Genomic DNA, 17216 nt, shown 5'->3' with positions numbered 1-17216 from the left:
CCGGTCAATTGACAGTTATCAAATATGTCGTGAGACCGGTCTCTTTTTGTTAGAGACCGGTATCTGTGCAGATCGTGTTGTCGCGGAAGGGCGGCAAGGCGGGTAAACAGATAATGCCGACAAGAGCATCCCTTTCAGAGCGGAGAACGAACATGAAGCTTTTTGAGTTACTTCCGGCAGTCATTGCGCCTTTGCAAGCCGGCCTCGCGGCTTGCTTTCTGGCAATGGGAATCGGGTTGGCGACGGCGGCCGACAATCCCTACAATCTGATCGAGCCCGGCGTCATCAGCGTCGGCACGATGGGCGATGCCAAGCCCTATACATTTGCGACCTCGGACGGCCAGTTCACCGGTTTCGACATCGAACTGTTTCTCAACGTCGTGTCCCGGCTCGGCTTTGCGAAAGACAAGGTGACGTTCACCGGCCAGGAATTTTCCGCCCTCCTGCCATCGGTGGCAAACGAGCGGTTCGACGTTGCCGTCGCCGCGATCGGAACCACCGAAGCCCGCAAGAAGACCGTCGACTTCTCCGACGGCTATCTCGCTGGTTATCTCTCCGTGCTGGCGCCCGACGCGGCCATCAAGGACGCGGCCGGGCTGAAGGGCAAGCGGCTCGGCGTCGTGCAGGGAACCTTGCAGGAAGTCTACGCCGCCAAGAATTTTGGCGAGACCGATCTCGTGAAATTTCCCGACAACAATTCCGCCGTCGCCGCACTCAACAACGGCACGATCGACGCGCATTTCCTCGACTACGAAGCGGCCAAGCAGTATGGCGAGCGCTATCCCGCGCTGAAGGTCGCCGTCAACATTCCGTCCGTCGATGCGCCGGCGGGCTTCGTGATTAGGCAGGGAAACGATGCCTTCCGCACGGCGCTGAACGGCGCCCTTCATGACGCGATGCAGGACGGCACCTGGAAGACGCTCTATGAGAAGTGGTTCCCCGGCTCACCGATGCCGGATCAATATCTCCCCAGGAAATGAGGCCAGGCCGTCCGCCGACGGCGGACGGCCGAGTCTCGGCGGTTGGCGTACCCGGCAAGGGTTTCATGGGGATCCCGATGAACTGGATAGACAATCTGCGCCGCAGCTTCTTCGATTGGAGCGCGATGGCGGACGTTCTGCCGAGCATGATCAGCATCGGCCTGAAAAACACGTTGATCCTGGCCGCGGCCTCGACCGTGCTCGGCGTCATCATCGGCATGGTTCTTGCCGTGATGGGTATCTCCCAGTCTCGCTGGCTGCGGCTGCCGGCGCGCATCTATACCGATATCTTTCGCGGGCTGCCGGCGATCGTCACGATCCTGATCATCGGCCAGGGCTTTGCCCGGATCGGACGGAATATTTTCGGCCCGTCGCCATTCCCACTCGGGATATTGGCGCTCAGCCTGATCGCCGGCGCCTATATCGGCGAAATCTTTCGCTCGGGCATCCAAAGCGTCGAGCGTGGCCAGATGGAGGCCTGCCGGGCGCTCAGCATGAGCTACGGGCAAGGCATGCGCCTGATCGTCATTCCGCAGGGAGTGCGGCGCGTGCTGCCGGCGCTGGTCAACCAGTTCATCGGCAACGTCAAGGATTCGAGCCTTGTTTATTTCCTCGGATTGCTCGCCTCCGAGCGGGAGATTTTCCGCGTCGGGCAAGACCAAGCGGTCGTGACCGGCAATTTGTCGCCGCTGCTTCTGGCAGGTGTTTTCTACCTCGTGATCACCGTGCCGCTGACCCACTTCGTCAATCATATCGACGCGAGGCTGCGATTGGGAAAGCAGGGGCGCGGACCCGGTCCGGCGAGCGGATTGGTCGAGGTGAGCGAGCTTGCGGCGGCGCCATCAGGCCCCCACTCCACCACCGGCGTCGCGAACTGTGATAACCGGCATTTCAGGGGCGGAACCCTGCAAATCCGGGACTTAAGCATGGCCTACGGCGAGCTCGAGGTACTCAAGGGTGTCGATCTCGATATCCCCGCCGGAACCGTCACTTGCATCATTGGCCCTTCCGGTTCGGGAAAATCGACGCTGCTGCGTTGCATGAACAGGCTCGTCGAGCCGAAGGGCGGCGACATACGGCTCGACGGCGAGAGCATTTTGGCGATGAGGCCGGAAAAGCTCCGCCGCCGGGTCGGCATGGTATTCCAGCACTTCAACTTGTTTCCCGACCACACCGCTCTCGAAAACGTCATGCTTGCGCTGACGAAGATCAAGAAGATGCCGAGGCAGGAGGCGCGGCGCGTCGCCGAGGCCCGCCTGGCAGATGTCGGTCTGGCCGCACGCCGGGATCACCGGCCGGCAGGCCTCTCCGGTGGGCAGCAGCAGCGCGTCGCGATCGCGCGGGCATTGGCCATGGATCCGGAGATCATTCTGTTCGACGAAGTGACGAGCGCTCTTGACCCCGAACTGGTGAAGGGCGTGCTCGACCTGATGGCGACGCTCGGCCGCCAAGGCATGACAATGGCCGTCGTGACGCATGAGATGGGATTTGCCCGCCGCGTGGCCGACCAGGTGGTCTTCATGGATGAGGGCCGTATCGTCGAAGCCGGCTCGCCGCAGCAGATTTTCGACGATCCGCAAAGCGTGCGGCTGAAGCGCTTCCTTGCGGAAGTTCTCTGAGGCGCCAGCCCGTAACGCGTGTAATTCGGTTCGATCAAGCAAGAGCAGAAACAGGGTACCCGATTATGAAGGCTTCCAGCAAATCTTCGAAGGTCATTGTCATCGGCGGCGGGATTTTCGGCGTCTCGACCGCGCTCCATTTGGCTCGGCTCGGGGTTGATACCCTGCTTGTCAATGACGGTCCGCTTGCCAACGGTGCCTCCGGCCGATCGCTCGCCTGGCTGAACTCGGCGCGAAAACGTTCCGATGCCTATCACCGGCTGCGTCTGGCGGGCATTGACCGCTATCGCACGCTGGCTACCCGATACCCCGATGCGTCATGGTTGCGCTTCGACGGCGGCCTGACCTGGGACGCGGACGACGCGAGCAACGAGATCGCCGAAGTCTTCGAATATGAACGTAGCCTCGGCTATCACGCACAATGGCTCACCTCGGAGAAGATCGCTGCGGTGACGCCCGGCGTCGACCCAAGCGCCGTGACGCCGCAAGGCGCAATCTTCAATCCCGGGGAGGGGTGGGTCGATCTTCCATCTCTGATTGGCAGGCTTGCGGAGGAATTCCAAGAGCTGGGCGGCAAGATCAGCACGGATGCGGGACGCGCGGCGGTCGATGTCAGCAACGGGCGTGCCCGCGGCGTAGTCACGGTGGACGGCACGCACCACGACGCCGACGCCGTGCTGCTCGCTGCAGGCAGCAAGGTTCCCGCAATCATTGCGGAGGCCGGCCAAAAGATCGAGGATGCAACCCCCGTCGCCCTTCTCGTCAGGACAAAGCCGATCCGCCATCCGCTGAAGGCCGTGCTCAACACGCCGCGCGTCGCCATCCGACCGATGCCCAATGGCGGCTTCGCACTCGATTCCGCCTGGTCGGAGGAAGAGGTGAGTGCCAACCCCGATGGCAGCTACAATGTCAGGCAATCGACGCTGCAGGGGCTCCTGCGAGAGGCATCGAGAGTCCTCGAAGGCAATCCGGTGCTTGAAATCGAAGATTATGGGGTCGGCCCGAAGCCGATTCCGGCTGATGGCGAGCCGGTTTTCGGCGAGCTGTCCTCGATTCCGGGTTATTTCGTCGCCTTCAGTCATAGCGGCGCCACCCTTGGCCTGATTGCCGGCGAGCTGTTGGCGGACGAGATCGCTACGGGCCGCCGCCACCCGCTGCTTGCGGACTTCCGGCCTGAGCGCTTCAGCGCATCGTTCCGGTGACGTCCGCGGTGTGGGTGGCTGCCAGCCTGATCGGCGCACGGATCATTTAGAGCTATCGTGCGTTCTGCCGCAAGGAACCAACGGGAGACGCATCATGATCAAGGATCAGGCCGCCGCCTTCGGCGCCGAAAATAACCGCGGCGATGCCGCCGCTTCAGTGCCGAATGGAGAAGAGCCGACCATCAATCCAGACCTCATTCGCCGTGAGGGCTTCGCGAACGAGTCAGAATACCGAGCCTACTTTGCCACATTGGGCAGAGATGTGTCCGCCCCGACCGAGGATCACGTCGGCGAACCGGTGCGGATCTCCGGGCAGCGAATCCTGGAAAGCCGGCTGCAGGAATTGAGGTGGGAGCTCGAAATCCTTCGGGCTCGCCTTCATGGGATCAGACGCCAGGCAGCGACCGTTGTAACCGAAAACGTCCGGTGGGCTGATTCCAGCGCCCATGCCCAGCTCGGCGATCAACCGTGGCTGAAGCTCGCCGGCGCGATGGCGGGTGCCTTCGTCGTCACAAGGGGGCTGAGACGGTTGCCTTGGGGAACCGTGGTGACAACGGCATTGCCTTTGGCTGTCGCTGCGATGAATCGAAAGCTCGCGCGACGGTGATGGCAGCGGGCACGGATGGGGTCTGGGGGAGATCGCGTGTCGGTTTCTTCCCCATGGAAGGGACGCCATCATCTCGCCGAAGTGTTCGTGACATCCTAGCGCTTTAACGGAGGCGAACATGGCTGGACATGACGATCGCTACGTCGAGATTACGACGCGTCTTCGCTCGGTACGGTCGTTCTGTGACTTCCTCTCGCAGGGCGGAACTGTCAGCGTCGCCGTATCGGAGGGCGAACCGTACAAGGATGTTACTGCCGCGCTGTTGGAGCGGAACCGCCGGGAGGCGGAAGCACTCGCCCGCACGCGCAGACATCTTTACCCGGAGCTCGCCGACGAAGAAGTGGCGCCGCCGCTCTATAGCCGTCACTGACGCACCCGCACGCGTTTGAGCATCGCTCTAAGCAGCGGCAACCCGGCGTGCGTGCGTTTCATCCAGCTGGAACTGGTCGATCAGCTGCAGGAGCGTTCTGGTCTCATCGGCAAGTTCCTTCGTCGCTGCGCTGGTTTCCTCGACCATGGCGGCATTCTGCTGTGTCATCTGATCCATCCTGTTGACGGAAGAATTGACCTCGTGCAGCGCGTTGTACTGCTCCCGGCTCGAACGGGCGATGACATCCATCTGCTCGGATGCGGTGACCACTTTTGCGGAAATGCTTTCGAGGACTTCACTCGTTTCGCGAACAACCCGCGCCCCGTTGGTAATCTCCGCTCGCGAGCGTCCGATGAGTTGCTTGATCCTTTGGCCGGCCTCTGCGGAGCGCTGCGCGAGATCGCGGACTTCCTGGGCCACGACCGCAAAACCTTTGCCGGCCTCGCCGGCGCGGGCCGCTTCGATGCCGGCATTGAGCGCGAGCAGGTTCGTCTGGAAGGCGATGTCATCGATAACGCCGATGATCTGCACGATCTCGTCGGAAGCCGCTTCGATCTTGCTCATTGCCTCGATGGCGCTGGCCACCACCTCGGATGAAGAATCGGCCGTCTTCTTGGTATCGGTGATAATCTCACGGGCATCGTCGGCGCAGGCCGCCGACGAACGAACCGTGGTGGTGATCTCCTCAATGGCGGCGGCGATCTCTTCGAGCGCGACGGCCTGCTGTTCCGTGCGCTTCGCGAGGTTGCCGGCGGACAGATCCATCTGACCGGCATTGCCCTCGATCATCCGCGTGTTGGTGCGAATCTGGTCGATCGTTTCCTGCAGACGAAGCAGCGACGAATTGAAATCGTTGCGAAGCTGCTCCAACCGACCGAAGAAAGGCGTTGCGATCGTCTGGGAGATGTCGCCACGCGCCAGGCGCCCGAGCCCCTCGGCCAGTGCCGTCACCGCAAAATCGATCTGCTGCTCGACCGCGCGTTTCTCCTGGTCATTGCGGTGCCTTTCTTCCTCGGCCCGCGTCCGTTCGATCGCGCTGCGCTCCTCGATCTCGACTTTGGCGATCGCATTGTTCTTGAAGACACCAAGCGCACGGGCCATGTCGCCGATTTCATCGGCGCGGCTTTCGCCGACGATCGACGTTTCCAGCCTCCCGTCCGCCAACCGCCGCATTGCCGAGGTGATCTGATTAATCGGCCCTTTCAGCGCCACAGTCAGGCCGATGCCGGCGAGAATCGCGATCACCACGCCGAGGAGCGTTGTTGCGAGCGACATGGAGTTGGCGTCGTCGCGTTCGTCGGCCGCGTTCTGCCGCTGCATTTCGGCGAAAGCCGTCAGCTGGGACCACATCCGATCCACGTCGGCGGCGGCGGCACGGAATTCGTCCTGGCGCTGCGCGCCGATGCGGACGAGGTCGGCAGCGGATTTCTGCATCTTGTCCAGCGCCGGCAGAAGCTTCGGTTTGAGATTGTCGAATTGTGCAACACCGCCGGCATTGGAAATCAGCATGTCCAGACCTTTTCTGACGGCGGTGATCTCCTGCGAAAGCCGCTGGAGATTGGCGTCCGTCGGGGCCAGAGTCAGCTTTGCCAGGACGATCTGGATCACGTAAGCCGAGGTCGTCAGCTTCTGACCGTCTCTCTGACTGGTCTTGGCGCGCTCGACCGTTTTGGCTGTCTCGGCCGCCTTGTCGGTCACGGCCTTGATCCGCCGCGTGGCGACCACCTGCAATTCGGGCAGCCTGGCGACGATCTGACTGGTGTTATCCCTGAGACCGGCTGCACGTTCCTCGGTCTGGCCGGAGGTTTCGACGAGCGGCTTCAGGGAAGCGACGGCGTCGTCGATCGCCTTTTTGGAATCCGGCGCTTCGCCGCCAAGGGCCATCCCCACGATGCGCTGCTGCCGGGCGAGCTCCTCCATATCCGGGCCGGCAATCGTGCCTGCGGCCTGGGCCTTGTCATGCAGCGATTGGGCGAAGGACGCGAAGTCCGAAATGCGCTGCGCATCGGCGAGGATGTTGCGGGATTCATCTTCCTGCAGGTCGGCGGCACGTTGGAGAGCCTTGGTCCCTTCGACAATATCTGTCTGAGACGATATGACGACGCTCTGGGCTTTCTGGAGATCGGTGAGCAGCGCTGCCCTGCTCTCCTGAAGCTGCCATAGCAAATCCATGCGGGCTGCAATTCCGTCAATGGATGAGAGCACCTGCTCCAGTTCCTGCTGGCCACTGCGATCTGCGCTGAGCCGCTCGATGCCGGATTTCAGAAGGCTGCGCTGGTCGGCAAGTCTGGCGTTGACGGTCTCCCGGTTTTCCTGCGTGGCATTGGCGAGGAACTCGGCCATTGCCGCCGACAGATTGCGAAAGCCGCTCAAGGACTGCAGGACGGAGTTGGAAATATCCATCCGCCCCTGAAGCAGACTCGATGCATAAAAACCCGTCGCGCCCACGGCCATGATGCTCAAGACGAACGGAATGATGAACAGCATCACCTGCGTTTGGATGCGAACCCGCGATAACAGCCTTCCCAACATCAAACCCCTCCACTCCCTGCAGGAGAACAGCCGATCTCGAGTGAAGGTCCCGATCCGCTCGAATCGACTCTATCCGTCTCCGTCCGACCCCTATGGTATCGCGGAATGAATATTCCATAGGGCATAATTCGTGAAATATTCGTTCCAATGTCGCTAAAGGCGACGTTTGAATGTCGTTTTCTGCGTGAGACTCCGTGCCGCTCGGCGCTGGCGAGTGATCATGCGAAACTGATTTCCGCAAGGAGAGGGAGGTGGTCGGAGGCGACCCTCGTCAGTCGGGTTTGAAGCACTGTTGCCCGTTGAACGACAAGGTCTTCGGTGACGAAGATGTGGTCGAGGCGCATCAGCGGATAGCGGGAGGGGAAGGTCGCTCTCGGCGTTGCGCTGCCTGCGAGCTGGGCGTCGGCCAATGAACGCGCGGCAAGCCGGTAGGTCGCCGATGACGGAATGGCATTGAAATCGCCGCAGAGGATGCTCGGGACAGGTTCGTCCGACGGGCCGCGCAGCCAGCCGGAATTCAAGAGCGTCGTCATCTGCTGAATGCGCTCGCGCCCTCGAAGGCCGAGATGAGTATTGACCACGAGCAACTTCCTGTCGCCGACCAATATTTCGACTGATAACGCGCCCCTTGCTTCGCCGATGGACGGCAGCGGACCGGCCTTGATCGCGCCGGTTGGCAACGCGGTGATGATCGCATCGCCATATTGCTCCTCGGCAATCGACAGCGCCGGGTGAAAATGAGCCTGCATCTTTAGAAGGGAGGCGATTGCGTGGGCCTGGTCGACGCCGGCGGTCCTGCGCCGGAGGACGTCGACCTCCTGCAGAGCAACAATATCGGCTTCAGCCTCGGCGATGACCGAAGCGATCCGCCCGGGGTCGAGCTTCCGGTCGTTGCCGATGCAGCTGTGAACGTTATAGGTCAGGAGTTTGATCGATTTATTCGGCATAGGTCCGCTGAAGCTGATCTCCCCTCGAGAGACGGGACTCGTTTTCCCCGAGGGGAACACAGAACTCTTTCGATCGTTCCAGATGATCGAGCCGTGGGGGCTCGCACTTCGGAAAACGGACAATCGATGAATCTGAAACGCATAATCTGGAATGGATTTCTCCTTGCCGCCCTTTGCGTCGCGGGCCTTCTTCTCTACCGGATATTCCGCCAGTACAGCCTGGAGCAGATCGTCCAATCGGTCCGCAGCATACCCTTTGCAACCTTCTGCACCGCACTTCTCTTCGCGATGTCATCGTATCTATGCCTGAGCTGTTTCGACTTGCTGGCGATCCGTTCGCTCGGCAAGTCCTTGCCCTACCGGAAGATCCTGCTCGCCTCCTTCATCAGCCTTTCGCTCGGCCACAATATCGGATTTGCGGGATTGAGCAGCGGCGCCTTCCGCTATCGTTACTATTCCCGTTGGGGGCTGACGATCGAGGACGTGGCGAAGATCATCCTGTTCTGCGGTGTCACAGTCGGGCTCGGCCTCACGACACTCGCCGGCCTCGCCTTGCTCGTCAATCCGGATGATGCCGCACGTCTGCTACGCCTCGATAGGGCGGGCGCCCGCCTCTTCGGATTGTCGGCACTGATCGTGCCGGTCATCTATGCGAGCCTGGCGTTTTTCGTTCGCCGCAAGCTGCGGCTGTGGCGCTGGTCGTTGCAGCTGCCCCGCTTTCCGATCGCGGTTGCCCAGATCGGGGTCGGGACGATCAATTTCATGCTGGTGTCCGCCTGCCTGCACCAGATGCTCACGGTCTTCGGCGATGTTACCTTCTTCCGCTCCGTGACGGCTTACGTGCTCGCCAATTCGGCAATCCTCGCGACCCATGTTCCGGGTGGGCTCGGCGTGCTGGAGGCAACCGTCTCCTATGCCGTGCCGCAGGAAGCATCGATCGGAGCGCTGATCGCCTTCCGCTGCGCTTATTTCTTTATTCCGCTGGCACTTGGCACGGTGCTTCTGCTCATCAGCGAAGTTGTCTTCCGGCGGTCACGCCGGGCGGACGAAGAGGCGGATGAGCGCGCCGAGGCCCAGTCGGTGTAAGGGCAGGAAAGGCCGGCTGGGGTCGACGATCGCCGTACCTGTGATCGGCGAGACTTTGCCTGACAGTTCGATGGCAAATTCCCTAAGGCCGCGATCCCCCTGGTTCAGCGCGTCGATCGCCTCGATCATCGAACCGCGTTGCGCATAGGCAGTCGCGAAAGCCTCGGGAGCCGCTCCGAGATACTCCGAAAGAAGCCGACTGTACAACTCCCCGATCGCGCGGCGATGCTCGACGGTTTCAGCTTCGAACAGCAGATCGCATTCTGAATCAAGCCCTTCCGAGCGATTGTTGAGATTGGAAGAGCCGATGCGCACCAGCTCGTCGTCGGCGATCATCAGTTTCGAATGGATGAGCACCTCGACCTCGTTGTGCGGCCCAGGTTCTTTTGGTCCTGGCACGACGGGATGGTAGACGCGCAAGCGGTTGGCGCGATCGGCGCGTTTGAGGCGGCGGATGACACGGTCGCGATTGCTGCCCATGACGAGCTTTTCGATCAGCCCGTGAGAGCTGCGCGTGCAGATTACGACCACCTCGGGCCCGTCCTCCTCCTGCAATCGTGCGGCAATGGCGTCGGCCACCCGGAAGGAGGCGAAATATTGCGCCTCGATATAGAGCTGGCGCCGGGCTTGGGCGATGATCTCCAAGGTCGAGGCGATGCCGTCGCTGATGCCGGTGCGCCAGGTGGTTGCCGGCTCCGTGAGGGCGAAAGCGACGGGGATGTCTTGCAGCGAAATCGAGAGGTCGTCCGGCCAGGCGAAGGGCATGCTGCGGGCAAGCGGCAGATGTTTTTCGCCGGTGGCGTTTTCCCAGCGCCGCCTGGCGATATTGCCAATCAGTCGGGCGGCATCGCCCGTAACCATCGCCTGCACGTCGTGCAGCGGATCGTATGGGGCACCGTCAGGGTCGCGCCTCAGCCTGTCCTTGGCGTGATGGCGCCTGGTATCCCATCGCCGCGACGTCATGTCTATGCCGCCGATGAAGGCAACCGCGTCATCGATGCAGACAAGTTTTTGATGATGACAGCCGCGCAATGCGCCCTGAAGATCGAAACGCAGATCGATCCTGGCATTCCTGGGGAAATTCTTCTTCCGAAGCAGATCTATCGATTTGTCCGAATAGATCGGCCCGAGCGCCCAAATAAGAATGCGTATTTCGAGTTCGGGATTTTTCGCCGCCAGCGCATGCAGCAGGTCCGCCAAGGTTTCGTCCGATTTCTCGGGCTCCAATCGAATATTAGGATGGAAGTCCCATCCGATGATCCACACATTGCGGCGGGCCTGCCGCAACGCCCTTGAGACTTCGGCAAAATATTTGTTGCCGTTGATCAGAAAGGCGGCTTTTTCCGCGCGTCCCTGGAGCCGCAATGCCGCACTCCCCTCTTTTTCGCCTCCCCGATGTTGCGCTTTTGTTCGGGTCAGGTAGGGTTGATTGGACATGGTTTCCAACGCGGTCATGTTTGCCTCGGCCGTTTTGACTGAAAGCAAACGCCTGGAAATTCACCGGGTTCCCGATCCCGGCCGTTGCCGCATAGCGGGTCGAACAGAGAGGATATAGGAAACGAGATGTCACAGCGGGCAGGCAGTGCCGATCTTCCCCTTCACGGGGGACGTGTGCCGCATTGGCTCGGCGACAGGATGACTCGGTTGGGAACGCTGATCACCGAGGCGATCGTCCATCACTACGGCCGCGACGAATTTCTGCGCCGGCTCGCCCACCCTTTCTGGTTCCAGTCCTTCGGCGCGGTCATGGGCATGGATTGGCATTCCTCCGGCATTACGACAAGCGTTCTTGGTGCGTTGAAGCGCGGGCTGAAGCCGCGCGCCGGCGAGCTCGGCCTGCATGTCTGCGGCGGCCGAGGCACGCATTCGCGCAAGACACCGCAGGAGCTCGTCTCGATCGGCGAGCGCGTCGGTCTCGACGGGGAGGGGCTGGCGACGACGAGCCGGCTCATCGCCAAGGTCGACAGCGCCGCGCTGCAGGACGGCTTTGATCTATATTTGCACGGCTTTGTCGTCGCCGATGACGGACATTGGGTGGTGGTGCAGCAAGGCATGAATGGCGATCGACGGCAGGCCCGGCGTTATCACTGGCTCTCCGAAGGGCTCGAAAGTTTCGTCGACTCGCCGCATGCGGCAATTGAAGGCAGAAGTCAGGGCGAAATCGTCAATCTCGCCGATAAACGCGCCGAGCGCTCACGGCGTGGTCAGCTCGACCTCTTGGCAACGCTCGGCCCAGACAGGATCGTGCGTGAGGCCGCCGCACTGCTGCGCGCCGACGAACCGGCGCGCGAACCCGTCGCACAGCCGATGCTGCCGCATCTCATCATGCCCGCCCATCATGAGGTGCGCGAGAGCGACGTCAACATGCGGCGCCTGCACGGAAATCTGGCTGCCGCGGCCGATCGTGGACCGGCCGATTTCCAGGAACTGCTGCTTGTCCCCGGCGTCGGCGCCCGCACGGTGAAGGCGCTGGCGATGGTGGCGGAAGTGGTACACGGCGCGCCCTGCCGTTTTTCCGACCCGGCGCGCTTCTCCATCGCCCACGGCGGCAAGGACCGCCATCCTTTCCCGGTGCCGCTGAAGGTCTATGACGAGACGATCGGCGTGATGAAATCGGCGGTGCTGAAGGGCAGGCTCGGGCGCGAGGAGGAGCTGCAGGCGCTGAAGCGCCTGGACGATCAGTCCCGGCAGATGGAACGCTATGTCACCGGTCCCGATCTCAAGGAGATTATCGCCGGCGAATTCCGCCAATCCGCCGATTTCGGCGGCCGCAGCGTCTTCGGCTGGGAGTCGCGGCCGGCGGAGGATTGAACCTCAATGGCCGTCAGGCGGCACGGCTTCGGCCGGAACCGTCTCTTTCAGGTTCTTCCGGTGGAAGATGAAGAGACCGGCAAAAACGATGATCGTTGCGCCGACGATGATCTGCGTGTCGGGAATATCGTTAAAGAAGATATAGCCCAGCACGATTGCCCAGAGCAGCAGCGTATATTGCAGCGGCGCAAGCAGCGATGCCGGTGCGAGCTTCAGCGAGCGCGTAATCAGCAGATGTGCGCACGTGGCGACGATCCCGAGCAGCAGCATGCCTGACCAGTCGATGGGTGTTGCCGACTGCCAGTGGCCGATGCTGAGTACGATGCCGGTTGCAAGCGCCGCAACCGTCTGCCATGTCACGAGCGTGGTGTCGCTGGTCGAGCGGAGATAGCGGCTCATCACCAACGATAGGGCAAAGGAAAGGCTGCCTGCAAGGCCGAAGAGCGAGGGAAGCGACAGCATTGCCGTCGACGGACGCAACGCGATGACGACGCCGGCGAAGCCGACCAGAACGGCGAGCCAACGGCGCCAGCCGATCTTTTCCCCGAGAAAGAAATGCGAGAGCGCGGCTATGTAGATCGGCCCGGCCATATAGAAGGTCATGACGTCAGCGAGCGGCAGATAGGCGACGGCGGCGTAGAACAGGGCGACATCGCCGGTCGCCATGACGACCCGCATGAATTGCAAGCCCTTCTGCTCGACGCGGAAGAGCGCCAGCGGTCCCTGCCGCAGGATCATCGGCCCGAGCAGGATGAAAGCGCCGACCGAACGGATCACCAATACCTGGCCGACCGCAAAGCTCGTCACCAGCCACTTGCCCATCGCATCGTTCAACGCAAACAGCAGATCGCCGAGCAGCATCAGCACGACGCCCGTCATGATCAGGTTTCCTGCATTGGCGACGGCCGCCTTCGTCTTCATTTCTCGAATCCTCGCAAAAACGGCCGCGCATGCGCGGCCGAGTGCGGCTTCGGCTTTAACGCGGCCGATGTCAAGTGTTCACTTGTGTACAGGCGGGCGAGAGTGTCCGGCTCCCCATTATCGAGGAGTTGGAAACCAACGAGGCGGAGGAATGCATCCCCGCTCCGAAGCAGAATTTGAGAAATCCACCTCATCGCAAGGTGAAGCGCAAGATTTGATGGCCTGTTCCTTCCGGCATCCGGCTGATTTTTGAACCGATGCGGAGGCTCGGAGAAGGGCCTTCAGTATTTCCAGCTTGTATAGTCGTCAGCAACGCATCCGAAAGGAGCGCGATCCTGGCCGAACCGCTTTTGCAATTGAATGCATCCCCATTTGTTCAATGGCGTCGGCATGAGATTGTTGATGTCCATCCCCGGCGACTGAAACGGTGTGCTGGCACTGGTCACATACCACAGCCAGAAACCAACCAAACCGCCCAGGATCAAGAGCATGGTGCCAAAAAACAGCCGGAGCCGCCCTCCGATCGACATCGTTTTCTTGGGTTGCTCACTCAAGACAGGCACGGCCTGGTCGGCGTCGGATCGCGCGAACGGGGAAAGGGCAAGGTTTCGCTCGGTCTCCGTCAGCTCGACACGCTGCAGCCGATTATCCAGAAGCACCGGCAGGGCTGTCTTGCCATGCCGGACGGCCAGCCCAACGGCTTTGCCATTTGCTTCACCCACGATCAAAGGCTCCTCGCCCTTTTTCATGCGCGTGTAAGCCGATCGGCCGGTCTTATCACTCGCGATTTTGTCGTTATAGGTAACGGATAGGATATTGCGCTTGCGATCGAAGGCTGTGATTTCGACCGGTATGTCGTTCAACAAGGCTGGCTGGCGCAGATGCCGTTTGACACGCCATATCCGCACAACCTGGAACAATGTCCCAAGGCTCATGCCACCGAGCAACAGGGCAAATGTGCTGAGGGTGATGATCCGGTTCCAGAGCTTGTCCAGACCGAGGCTGATCGTTGCCAATTCCGGATGGTCGGCCGAAATCACGACACCGGTTTCATAATCGCCGGTATGAAAATCGACAAACATCACGTCGACTTCCGTGTCGTAGTTCCGCCCGTCGTAACTGTAGATGAGGCGCGCGCTGCAGTCGGTAAAGAAGAGCTTGCGTGTCGTGCATCGCCCATTTTGAACATCACCGTCCTCAAGAACCAGAGGATTTTGGCTGATCTGAAAATCCCTGATGACGCCGGGTCCTTCCCAGATGAGCATCAACACCGTCAGGGCCAGCATGAACGGGGCGGCCCAAAAATAAGCTCGCGGTGTAGAGATCACATCGGGTGCAAGCGATAACGGGCGGCTGGGAAGAACCAGAGTGGGCACGAGGATGACGCCTTTCGAATATACGGGCGGACAATGGCCGGGTAGGATTTTGATCGAATCGGGATAACGGCTTCAAGGCAATGATCGTATTGATACATTGTCCGCCAGCCAAATGTCACTCTGGTTGTGTCGCGAGGTTGGCGTGCTCACAGGAAAGAGCGCACCAAGGCTGAACCGCCGGCGGCCATCATCGAAGCGGTCGTTGCCGGGACTGCCGGCGGTGTTTGACAGAAGGGGCTAACCCCTGCCGTACATCCTGCTCGCCCGCAGCAGGCGCTGCGAATAGGGATGTTCGACCGCGCCTCTTCGCAAGGCCTCGATATCGACCTGTTCGACGATCTCACCCGCTTCCATGATGGCGACCCGGCTGCACATATGGGAGACGACGGCGAGGTCGTGGCTGACGAGGAGATAGGTGAGGCCGCGCTCCTTGCGCAGGTCCTGCAGCAGATTGAGGATTTCGGCCTGGACCGAGACGTCGAGCGCCGACGTCGGTTCATCGAGAAGCAGGACGTCGGGGTTCAGCATCAGGGCGCGGGCGATCGCCACGCGCTGGCGCTGCCCGCCGGAGAGTTGATGCGGAAACCGGTAGCTTAGCGCCGGGTCGAGGCCGACGGATCTGAGCACGGCGTTCACATCGACGGAATTCCTGTCCAGACCCTGGTTGCGCAAGGGCTCCTGCAACTGCGACCGGATGGTCTTGCGCGGATGGAGCGATCCGTATGGATCCTGGAACACCATCTGCACCCGGCGGAAGAACGGCCGGCTGCGCTGCCGGTCGAGCGTTTCGCCATTGAGCGCGATCTGCCCGTCATAATCGGCGTTGAGGCCGGAAAGCGCCCGAAGAACCGTAGATTTGCCGCAGCCGGATTCGCCGACGAGACCGAAGGCCGTGCCGCTCTCGACGGCGAGATTGACGTCTCTGACGACAGGCCTTTGCCCATGCCCGAAGCGGATGGTGAGATTGTCGATCCGGATCATCGCGGCGGCTCCACTGCAAAATCGTCAAGCCAGGCGGGATCACGCTTCAGGATCGGCAGCCGCGCCGGTGGATCCTCGATCTTCGGCAGCGATGCCAGCAGCCCTTGCGTATAAGGATGCTTCGCCTTGTCGAGATCACGCGCCTCGAGCACTTCCACGACGCGGCCGGCATACATGATGAGGACGCGGTCACAGAAATTGCGGATGAGATTGAGGTCGTGGCTGATGAAGATCAGGCCGAGATTGCGGCGCAAGACCAGCTCGTCGAGGAGAGCCAGGATCTCGAGCCGCACCGTCACGTCGAGCGCCGACGTCGGCTCGTCGGCGATCAGCACTTCTGGTTCCGCGATCAGCATCATGGCGATCATCACGCGCTGGCCCATCCCGCCCGAAATTTCGTGCGGATAGAGACGGGCGACGCGCTCGGGATCGCGGATCTTGACGGCTTCGAGCATTTCGAGCGCCTGGCCGTAAGCCTTCCTAGCACTCTCCTTGGGATGGTGGAGGCTGTAGGTCTCGGCGATCTGTTCGCCGACCCGCATGACCGGATTGAGCGAATATTTCGGATCCTGCAGGATGAGCCCGATGCGCCGTCCCCGGATCGTCATCATCGTTTTCTCGTCCGCCTTCAGCAGATCGAGTTCACCAAAGCGCATCCGCTCGGCGCTGACCTCAGCCGTCGGCGGCAGGAGTTTCATGATGGCGCGGCCGACGGTGGACTTGCCCGATCCGGATTCGCCGACGATGCCGAGTTTTTCCTGTCCGAGCGTAAAACTCACGCCGCGCACGGCGCGCATATGGCCGCCGGCATAGGCGATTTCGAGGTTGCGGATATCGATCAGCTCGGTCATTCCGCCCCCCTGGGATCGAGGACGTCGCGAAGCGCATCGCCGACGAGGTTGAAAGCGAGGCTGACGAGCGCAATGGCGATGCCGGGCGCTGCGATCACCCACGGGCTGTCGAGCATGAATTCGCGCCCGCTTGCGGCCATCGAGCCCCATTCCGGCCATGGCGGCTGTGCGCCGAGGCCGAGAAAGCCGAGGCCGGCGGCGGTGATGATGATGCCGGCCATGTTGAGCGTGACGCGGACGATCACCGACGGAATGCACATCGGCAGGATGTGGCGGGTGATGATTGCGAGCGAGGTCGCGCCCTGCAAGCGTACGGCGGCGATATAATCCGCCTTGCGCAGGCTGAGCGTCTCGGCGCGCGCCAGTCGCGCGATCGGCGGCCAGGCGGTCAGCGAAATGGCGATGATTGCGTTGGTGATGCCCGGACCGAGCGCTGCGGCAAAACCGAGCGCCAGCACGAGGCCTGGGAATGAGAGGAAGATATCGGTGATGCGCATCAGGATTTCATCGACGTTTCCGCCGAAATAGCCCGAGAAGGTGCCGATCAGCAGGCCGAGGGGGGCGACGATGATCGTGACGAGCATGATGATGTAGAGCGTCGTGCGCGCGCCGTAGATCACCCGAGAAAAGACGTCGCGGCCGAAATTATCGGTGCCGAGCCAGTGCTCGGCCGAAGGGGGCGCAAGCCGACCGGCCATATCCTGGATGATCGGATCGTAGCCCGTCAGCAGGGGGGCTGCGGTCGCCACCACGATCAGGAGCACGATGACAATGAGGCCCGCCAATCCCAGCGGATGCAGGCTGAACTTCTGCCAGCCCTGATGGAGCTGCTGCGCCGACGAGTGGAACCAGCCCTGTGGCTCCGGCGCCAGCAGCCATCCGCGAAAGCCGCCGGCGTTGCTGCTGTCTGCGTCTTCGGTGGAGATCGTCATT

15 protein-coding genes are annotated in these 17216 nt (G+C 61.5%); 7 read left to right on the top strand and 8 right to left on the bottom strand.

The window, feature by feature from the left end; genetic code table 11:
• The first annotated feature begins 152 nt into the window (after window positions 1-152).
• From B5E41_RS15100 to B5E41_RS15080, 5 genes are all read left to right on the top strand, one after another.
• Window positions 153-980, top strand: coding sequence for an ABC transporter substrate-binding protein (locus B5E41_RS15100; RefSeq protein ID WP_088394835.1), 828 nt, complete (start codon window positions 153-155; stop codon window positions 978-980).
• Window positions 981-1057: 77 nt separating this feature from the next.
• Window positions 1058-2599, top strand: coding sequence for an amino acid ABC transporter permease/ATP-binding protein (locus B5E41_RS32580; protein ID WP_088395104.1), 1542 nt, complete (start codon window positions 1058-1060; stop codon window positions 2597-2599).
• 65 nt (window positions 2600-2664) lie between these two features.
• Window positions 2665-3801, top strand: a complete 1137-nt coding sequence (locus B5E41_RS15090; protein WP_088394833.1) for an NAD(P)/FAD-dependent oxidoreductase — start codon at window positions 2665-2667, stop codon at window positions 3799-3801.
• 94 nt (window positions 3802-3895) lie between these two features.
• The gene (locus B5E41_RS15085) at window positions 3896-4408 is read left to right on the top strand and encodes a hypothetical protein (RefSeq protein WP_088394831.1); all 513 of its coding nucleotides are present in this window, start codon (window positions 3896-3898) and stop codon (window positions 4406-4408) included.
• A gap of 118 nt (window positions 4409-4526) precedes the next feature.
• Window positions 4527-4778: a hypothetical protein gene (locus tag B5E41_RS15080; RefSeq protein WP_088394829.1), complete on the top strand. Its 252-nt coding sequence runs from the start codon at window positions 4527-4529 to the stop codon at window positions 4776-4778.
• Window positions 4779-4805: 27 nt separating this feature from the next.
• Here the strand turns inward: B5E41_RS15080 and B5E41_RS15075 are convergent, their stop codons facing one another.
• Window positions 4806-7310: a methyl-accepting chemotaxis protein gene (locus B5E41_RS15075; protein ID WP_088394827.1), complete on the bottom strand. Its 2505-nt coding sequence runs from the start codon at window positions 7308-7310 to the stop codon at window positions 4806-4808.
• Window positions 7311-7528: 218 nt separating this feature from the next.
• The gene (locus B5E41_RS15070; protein WP_064812608.1) at window positions 7529-8257 is read right to left on the bottom strand and encodes an endonuclease/exonuclease/phosphatase family protein; all 729 of its coding nucleotides are present in this window, start codon (window positions 8255-8257) and stop codon (window positions 7529-7531) included.
• A 126-nt stretch (window positions 8258-8383) separates the two neighbouring features.
• Between B5E41_RS15070 and B5E41_RS15065 the strand changes: the two genes are divergently transcribed.
• Entirely contained in the window at window positions 8384-9343 is a 960-nt protein-coding gene (locus tag B5E41_RS15065; protein WP_088394825.1) for a lysylphosphatidylglycerol synthase domain-containing protein, read from the top strand.
• Here the strand turns inward: B5E41_RS15065 and B5E41_RS15060 are convergent.
• Window positions 9290-10798: a phospholipase D-like domain-containing protein gene (locus tag B5E41_RS15060; protein ID WP_088395102.1), complete on the bottom strand. Its 1509-nt coding sequence runs from the start codon at window positions 10796-10798 to the stop codon at window positions 9290-9292. The two genes, B5E41_RS15065 and B5E41_RS15060, sit on opposite strands and share 54 nt — an antisense overlap.
• Before the next feature lie 108 nt (window positions 10799-10906).
• On the opposite strand from B5E41_RS15060, the gene B5E41_RS15055 reads away from it, so the two are divergent.
• Window positions 10907-12154: a DUF763 domain-containing protein gene (locus B5E41_RS15055; protein WP_088394823.1), complete on the top strand. Its 1248-nt coding sequence runs from the start codon at window positions 10907-10909 to the stop codon at window positions 12152-12154.
• Between the two features lie 3 nt (window positions 12155-12157).
• Here the strand turns inward: B5E41_RS15055 and B5E41_RS15050 are convergent, their stop codons facing one another.
• From B5E41_RS15050 to B5E41_RS15025, 5 genes are all read right to left on the bottom strand, one after another.
• The gene (locus B5E41_RS15050) at window positions 12158-13075 is read right to left on the bottom strand and encodes a DMT family transporter (protein WP_088394821.1); all 918 of its coding nucleotides are present in this window, start codon (window positions 13073-13075) and stop codon (window positions 12158-12160) included.
• A gap of 281 nt (window positions 13076-13356) precedes the next feature.
• Window positions 13357-14451 carry a hypothetical protein gene (locus B5E41_RS15040; RefSeq protein ID WP_088394817.1) on the bottom strand — a complete coding sequence of 365 codons (1095 nt, stop codon included), beginning with the start codon at window positions 14449-14451 and terminating at the stop codon, window positions 13357-13359.
• Between the two features lie 237 nt (window positions 14452-14688).
• Window positions 14689-15432: an ABC transporter ATP-binding protein gene (locus tag B5E41_RS15035; protein WP_088394816.1), complete on the bottom strand. Its 744-nt coding sequence runs from the start codon at window positions 15430-15432 to the stop codon at window positions 14689-14691.
• Window positions 15429-16283, bottom strand: coding sequence for an ABC transporter ATP-binding protein (locus B5E41_RS15030; protein ID WP_088394815.1), 855 nt, complete (start codon window positions 16281-16283; stop codon window positions 15429-15431). Before B5E41_RS15030 ends, B5E41_RS15035 begins: the two co-directional genes overlap by 4 nt.
• The gene (locus B5E41_RS15025) at window positions 16280-17215 is read right to left on the bottom strand and encodes an ABC transporter permease (protein ID WP_088394813.1); all 936 of its coding nucleotides are present in this window, start codon (window positions 17213-17215) and stop codon (window positions 16280-16282) included. Before B5E41_RS15025 ends, B5E41_RS15030 begins: the two co-directional genes overlap by 4 nt.
• Window position 17216 lies beyond the last annotated feature (1 nt).

The organism is Rhizobium esperanzae, from assembly GCF_002204185.1.
GTDB lineage: Bacteria > Pseudomonadota > Alphaproteobacteria > Rhizobiales > Rhizobiaceae > Rhizobium > Rhizobium esperanzae.
Note: the sequence above shows the minus strand (reverse complement) of the source record. Positions and strands in the feature narration are given on the sequence as shown.

What these genes read in the sequence shown, in the direction of transcription:
- B5E41_RS15050 (WP_088394821.1), bottom strand. Translation starts at nt 13,075, where the DNA reads ATGAAGACGAAGGCGGCCGTCGCCAATGCAGGAAACCTGATCATGACG.
- B5E41_RS15035 (WP_088394816.1), bottom strand. Translation starts at nt 15,432, where the DNA reads ATGATCCGGATCGACAATCTCACCATCCGCTTCGGGCATGGGCAAAGG.
- B5E41_RS15100 (WP_088394835.1), top strand. Translation starts at nt 153, where the DNA reads ATGAAGCTTTTTGAGTTACTTCCGGCAGTCATTGCGCCTTTGCAAGCC.
- B5E41_RS15055 (WP_088394823.1), top strand. Translation starts at nt 10,907, where the DNA reads ATGTCACAGCGGGCAGGCAGTGCCGATCTTCCCCTTCACGGGGGACGT.
- B5E41_RS15025 (WP_088394813.1), bottom strand. Translation starts at nt 17,215, where the DNA reads ATGACGATCTCCACCGAAGACGCAGACAGCAGCAACGCCGGCGGCTTT.
- B5E41_RS15070 (WP_064812608.1), bottom strand. Translation starts at nt 8,257, where the DNA reads ATGCCGAATAAATCGATCAAACTCCTGACCTATAACGTTCACAGCTGC.
- B5E41_RS15080 (WP_088394829.1), top strand. Translation starts at nt 4,527, where the DNA reads ATGGCTGGACATGACGATCGCTACGTCGAGATTACGACGCGTCTTCGC.
- B5E41_RS15060 (WP_088395102.1), bottom strand. Translation starts at nt 10,798, where the DNA reads ATGACCGCGTTGGAAACCATGTCCAATCAACCCTACCTGACCCGAACA.
- B5E41_RS32580 (WP_088395104.1), top strand. Translation starts at nt 1,058, where the DNA reads ATGAACTGGATAGACAATCTGCGCCGCAGCTTCTTCGATTGGAGCGCG.
- B5E41_RS15030 (WP_088394815.1), bottom strand. Translation starts at nt 16,283, where the DNA reads ATGACCGAGCTGATCGATATCCGCAACCTCGAAATCGCCTATGCCGGC.
- B5E41_RS15090 (WP_088394833.1), top strand. Translation starts at nt 2,665, where the DNA reads ATGAAGGCTTCCAGCAAATCTTCGAAGGTCATTGTCATCGGCGGCGGG.
- B5E41_RS15065 (WP_088394825.1), top strand. Translation starts at nt 8,384, where the DNA reads ATGAATCTGAAACGCATAATCTGGAATGGATTTCTCCTTGCCGCCCTT.
- B5E41_RS15085 (WP_088394831.1), top strand. Translation starts at nt 3,896, where the DNA reads ATGATCAAGGATCAGGCCGCCGCCTTCGGCGCCGAAAATAACCGCGGC.
- B5E41_RS15075 (WP_088394827.1), bottom strand. Translation starts at nt 7,310, where the DNA reads ATGTTGGGAAGGCTGTTATCGCGGGTTCGCATCCAAACGCAGGTGATG.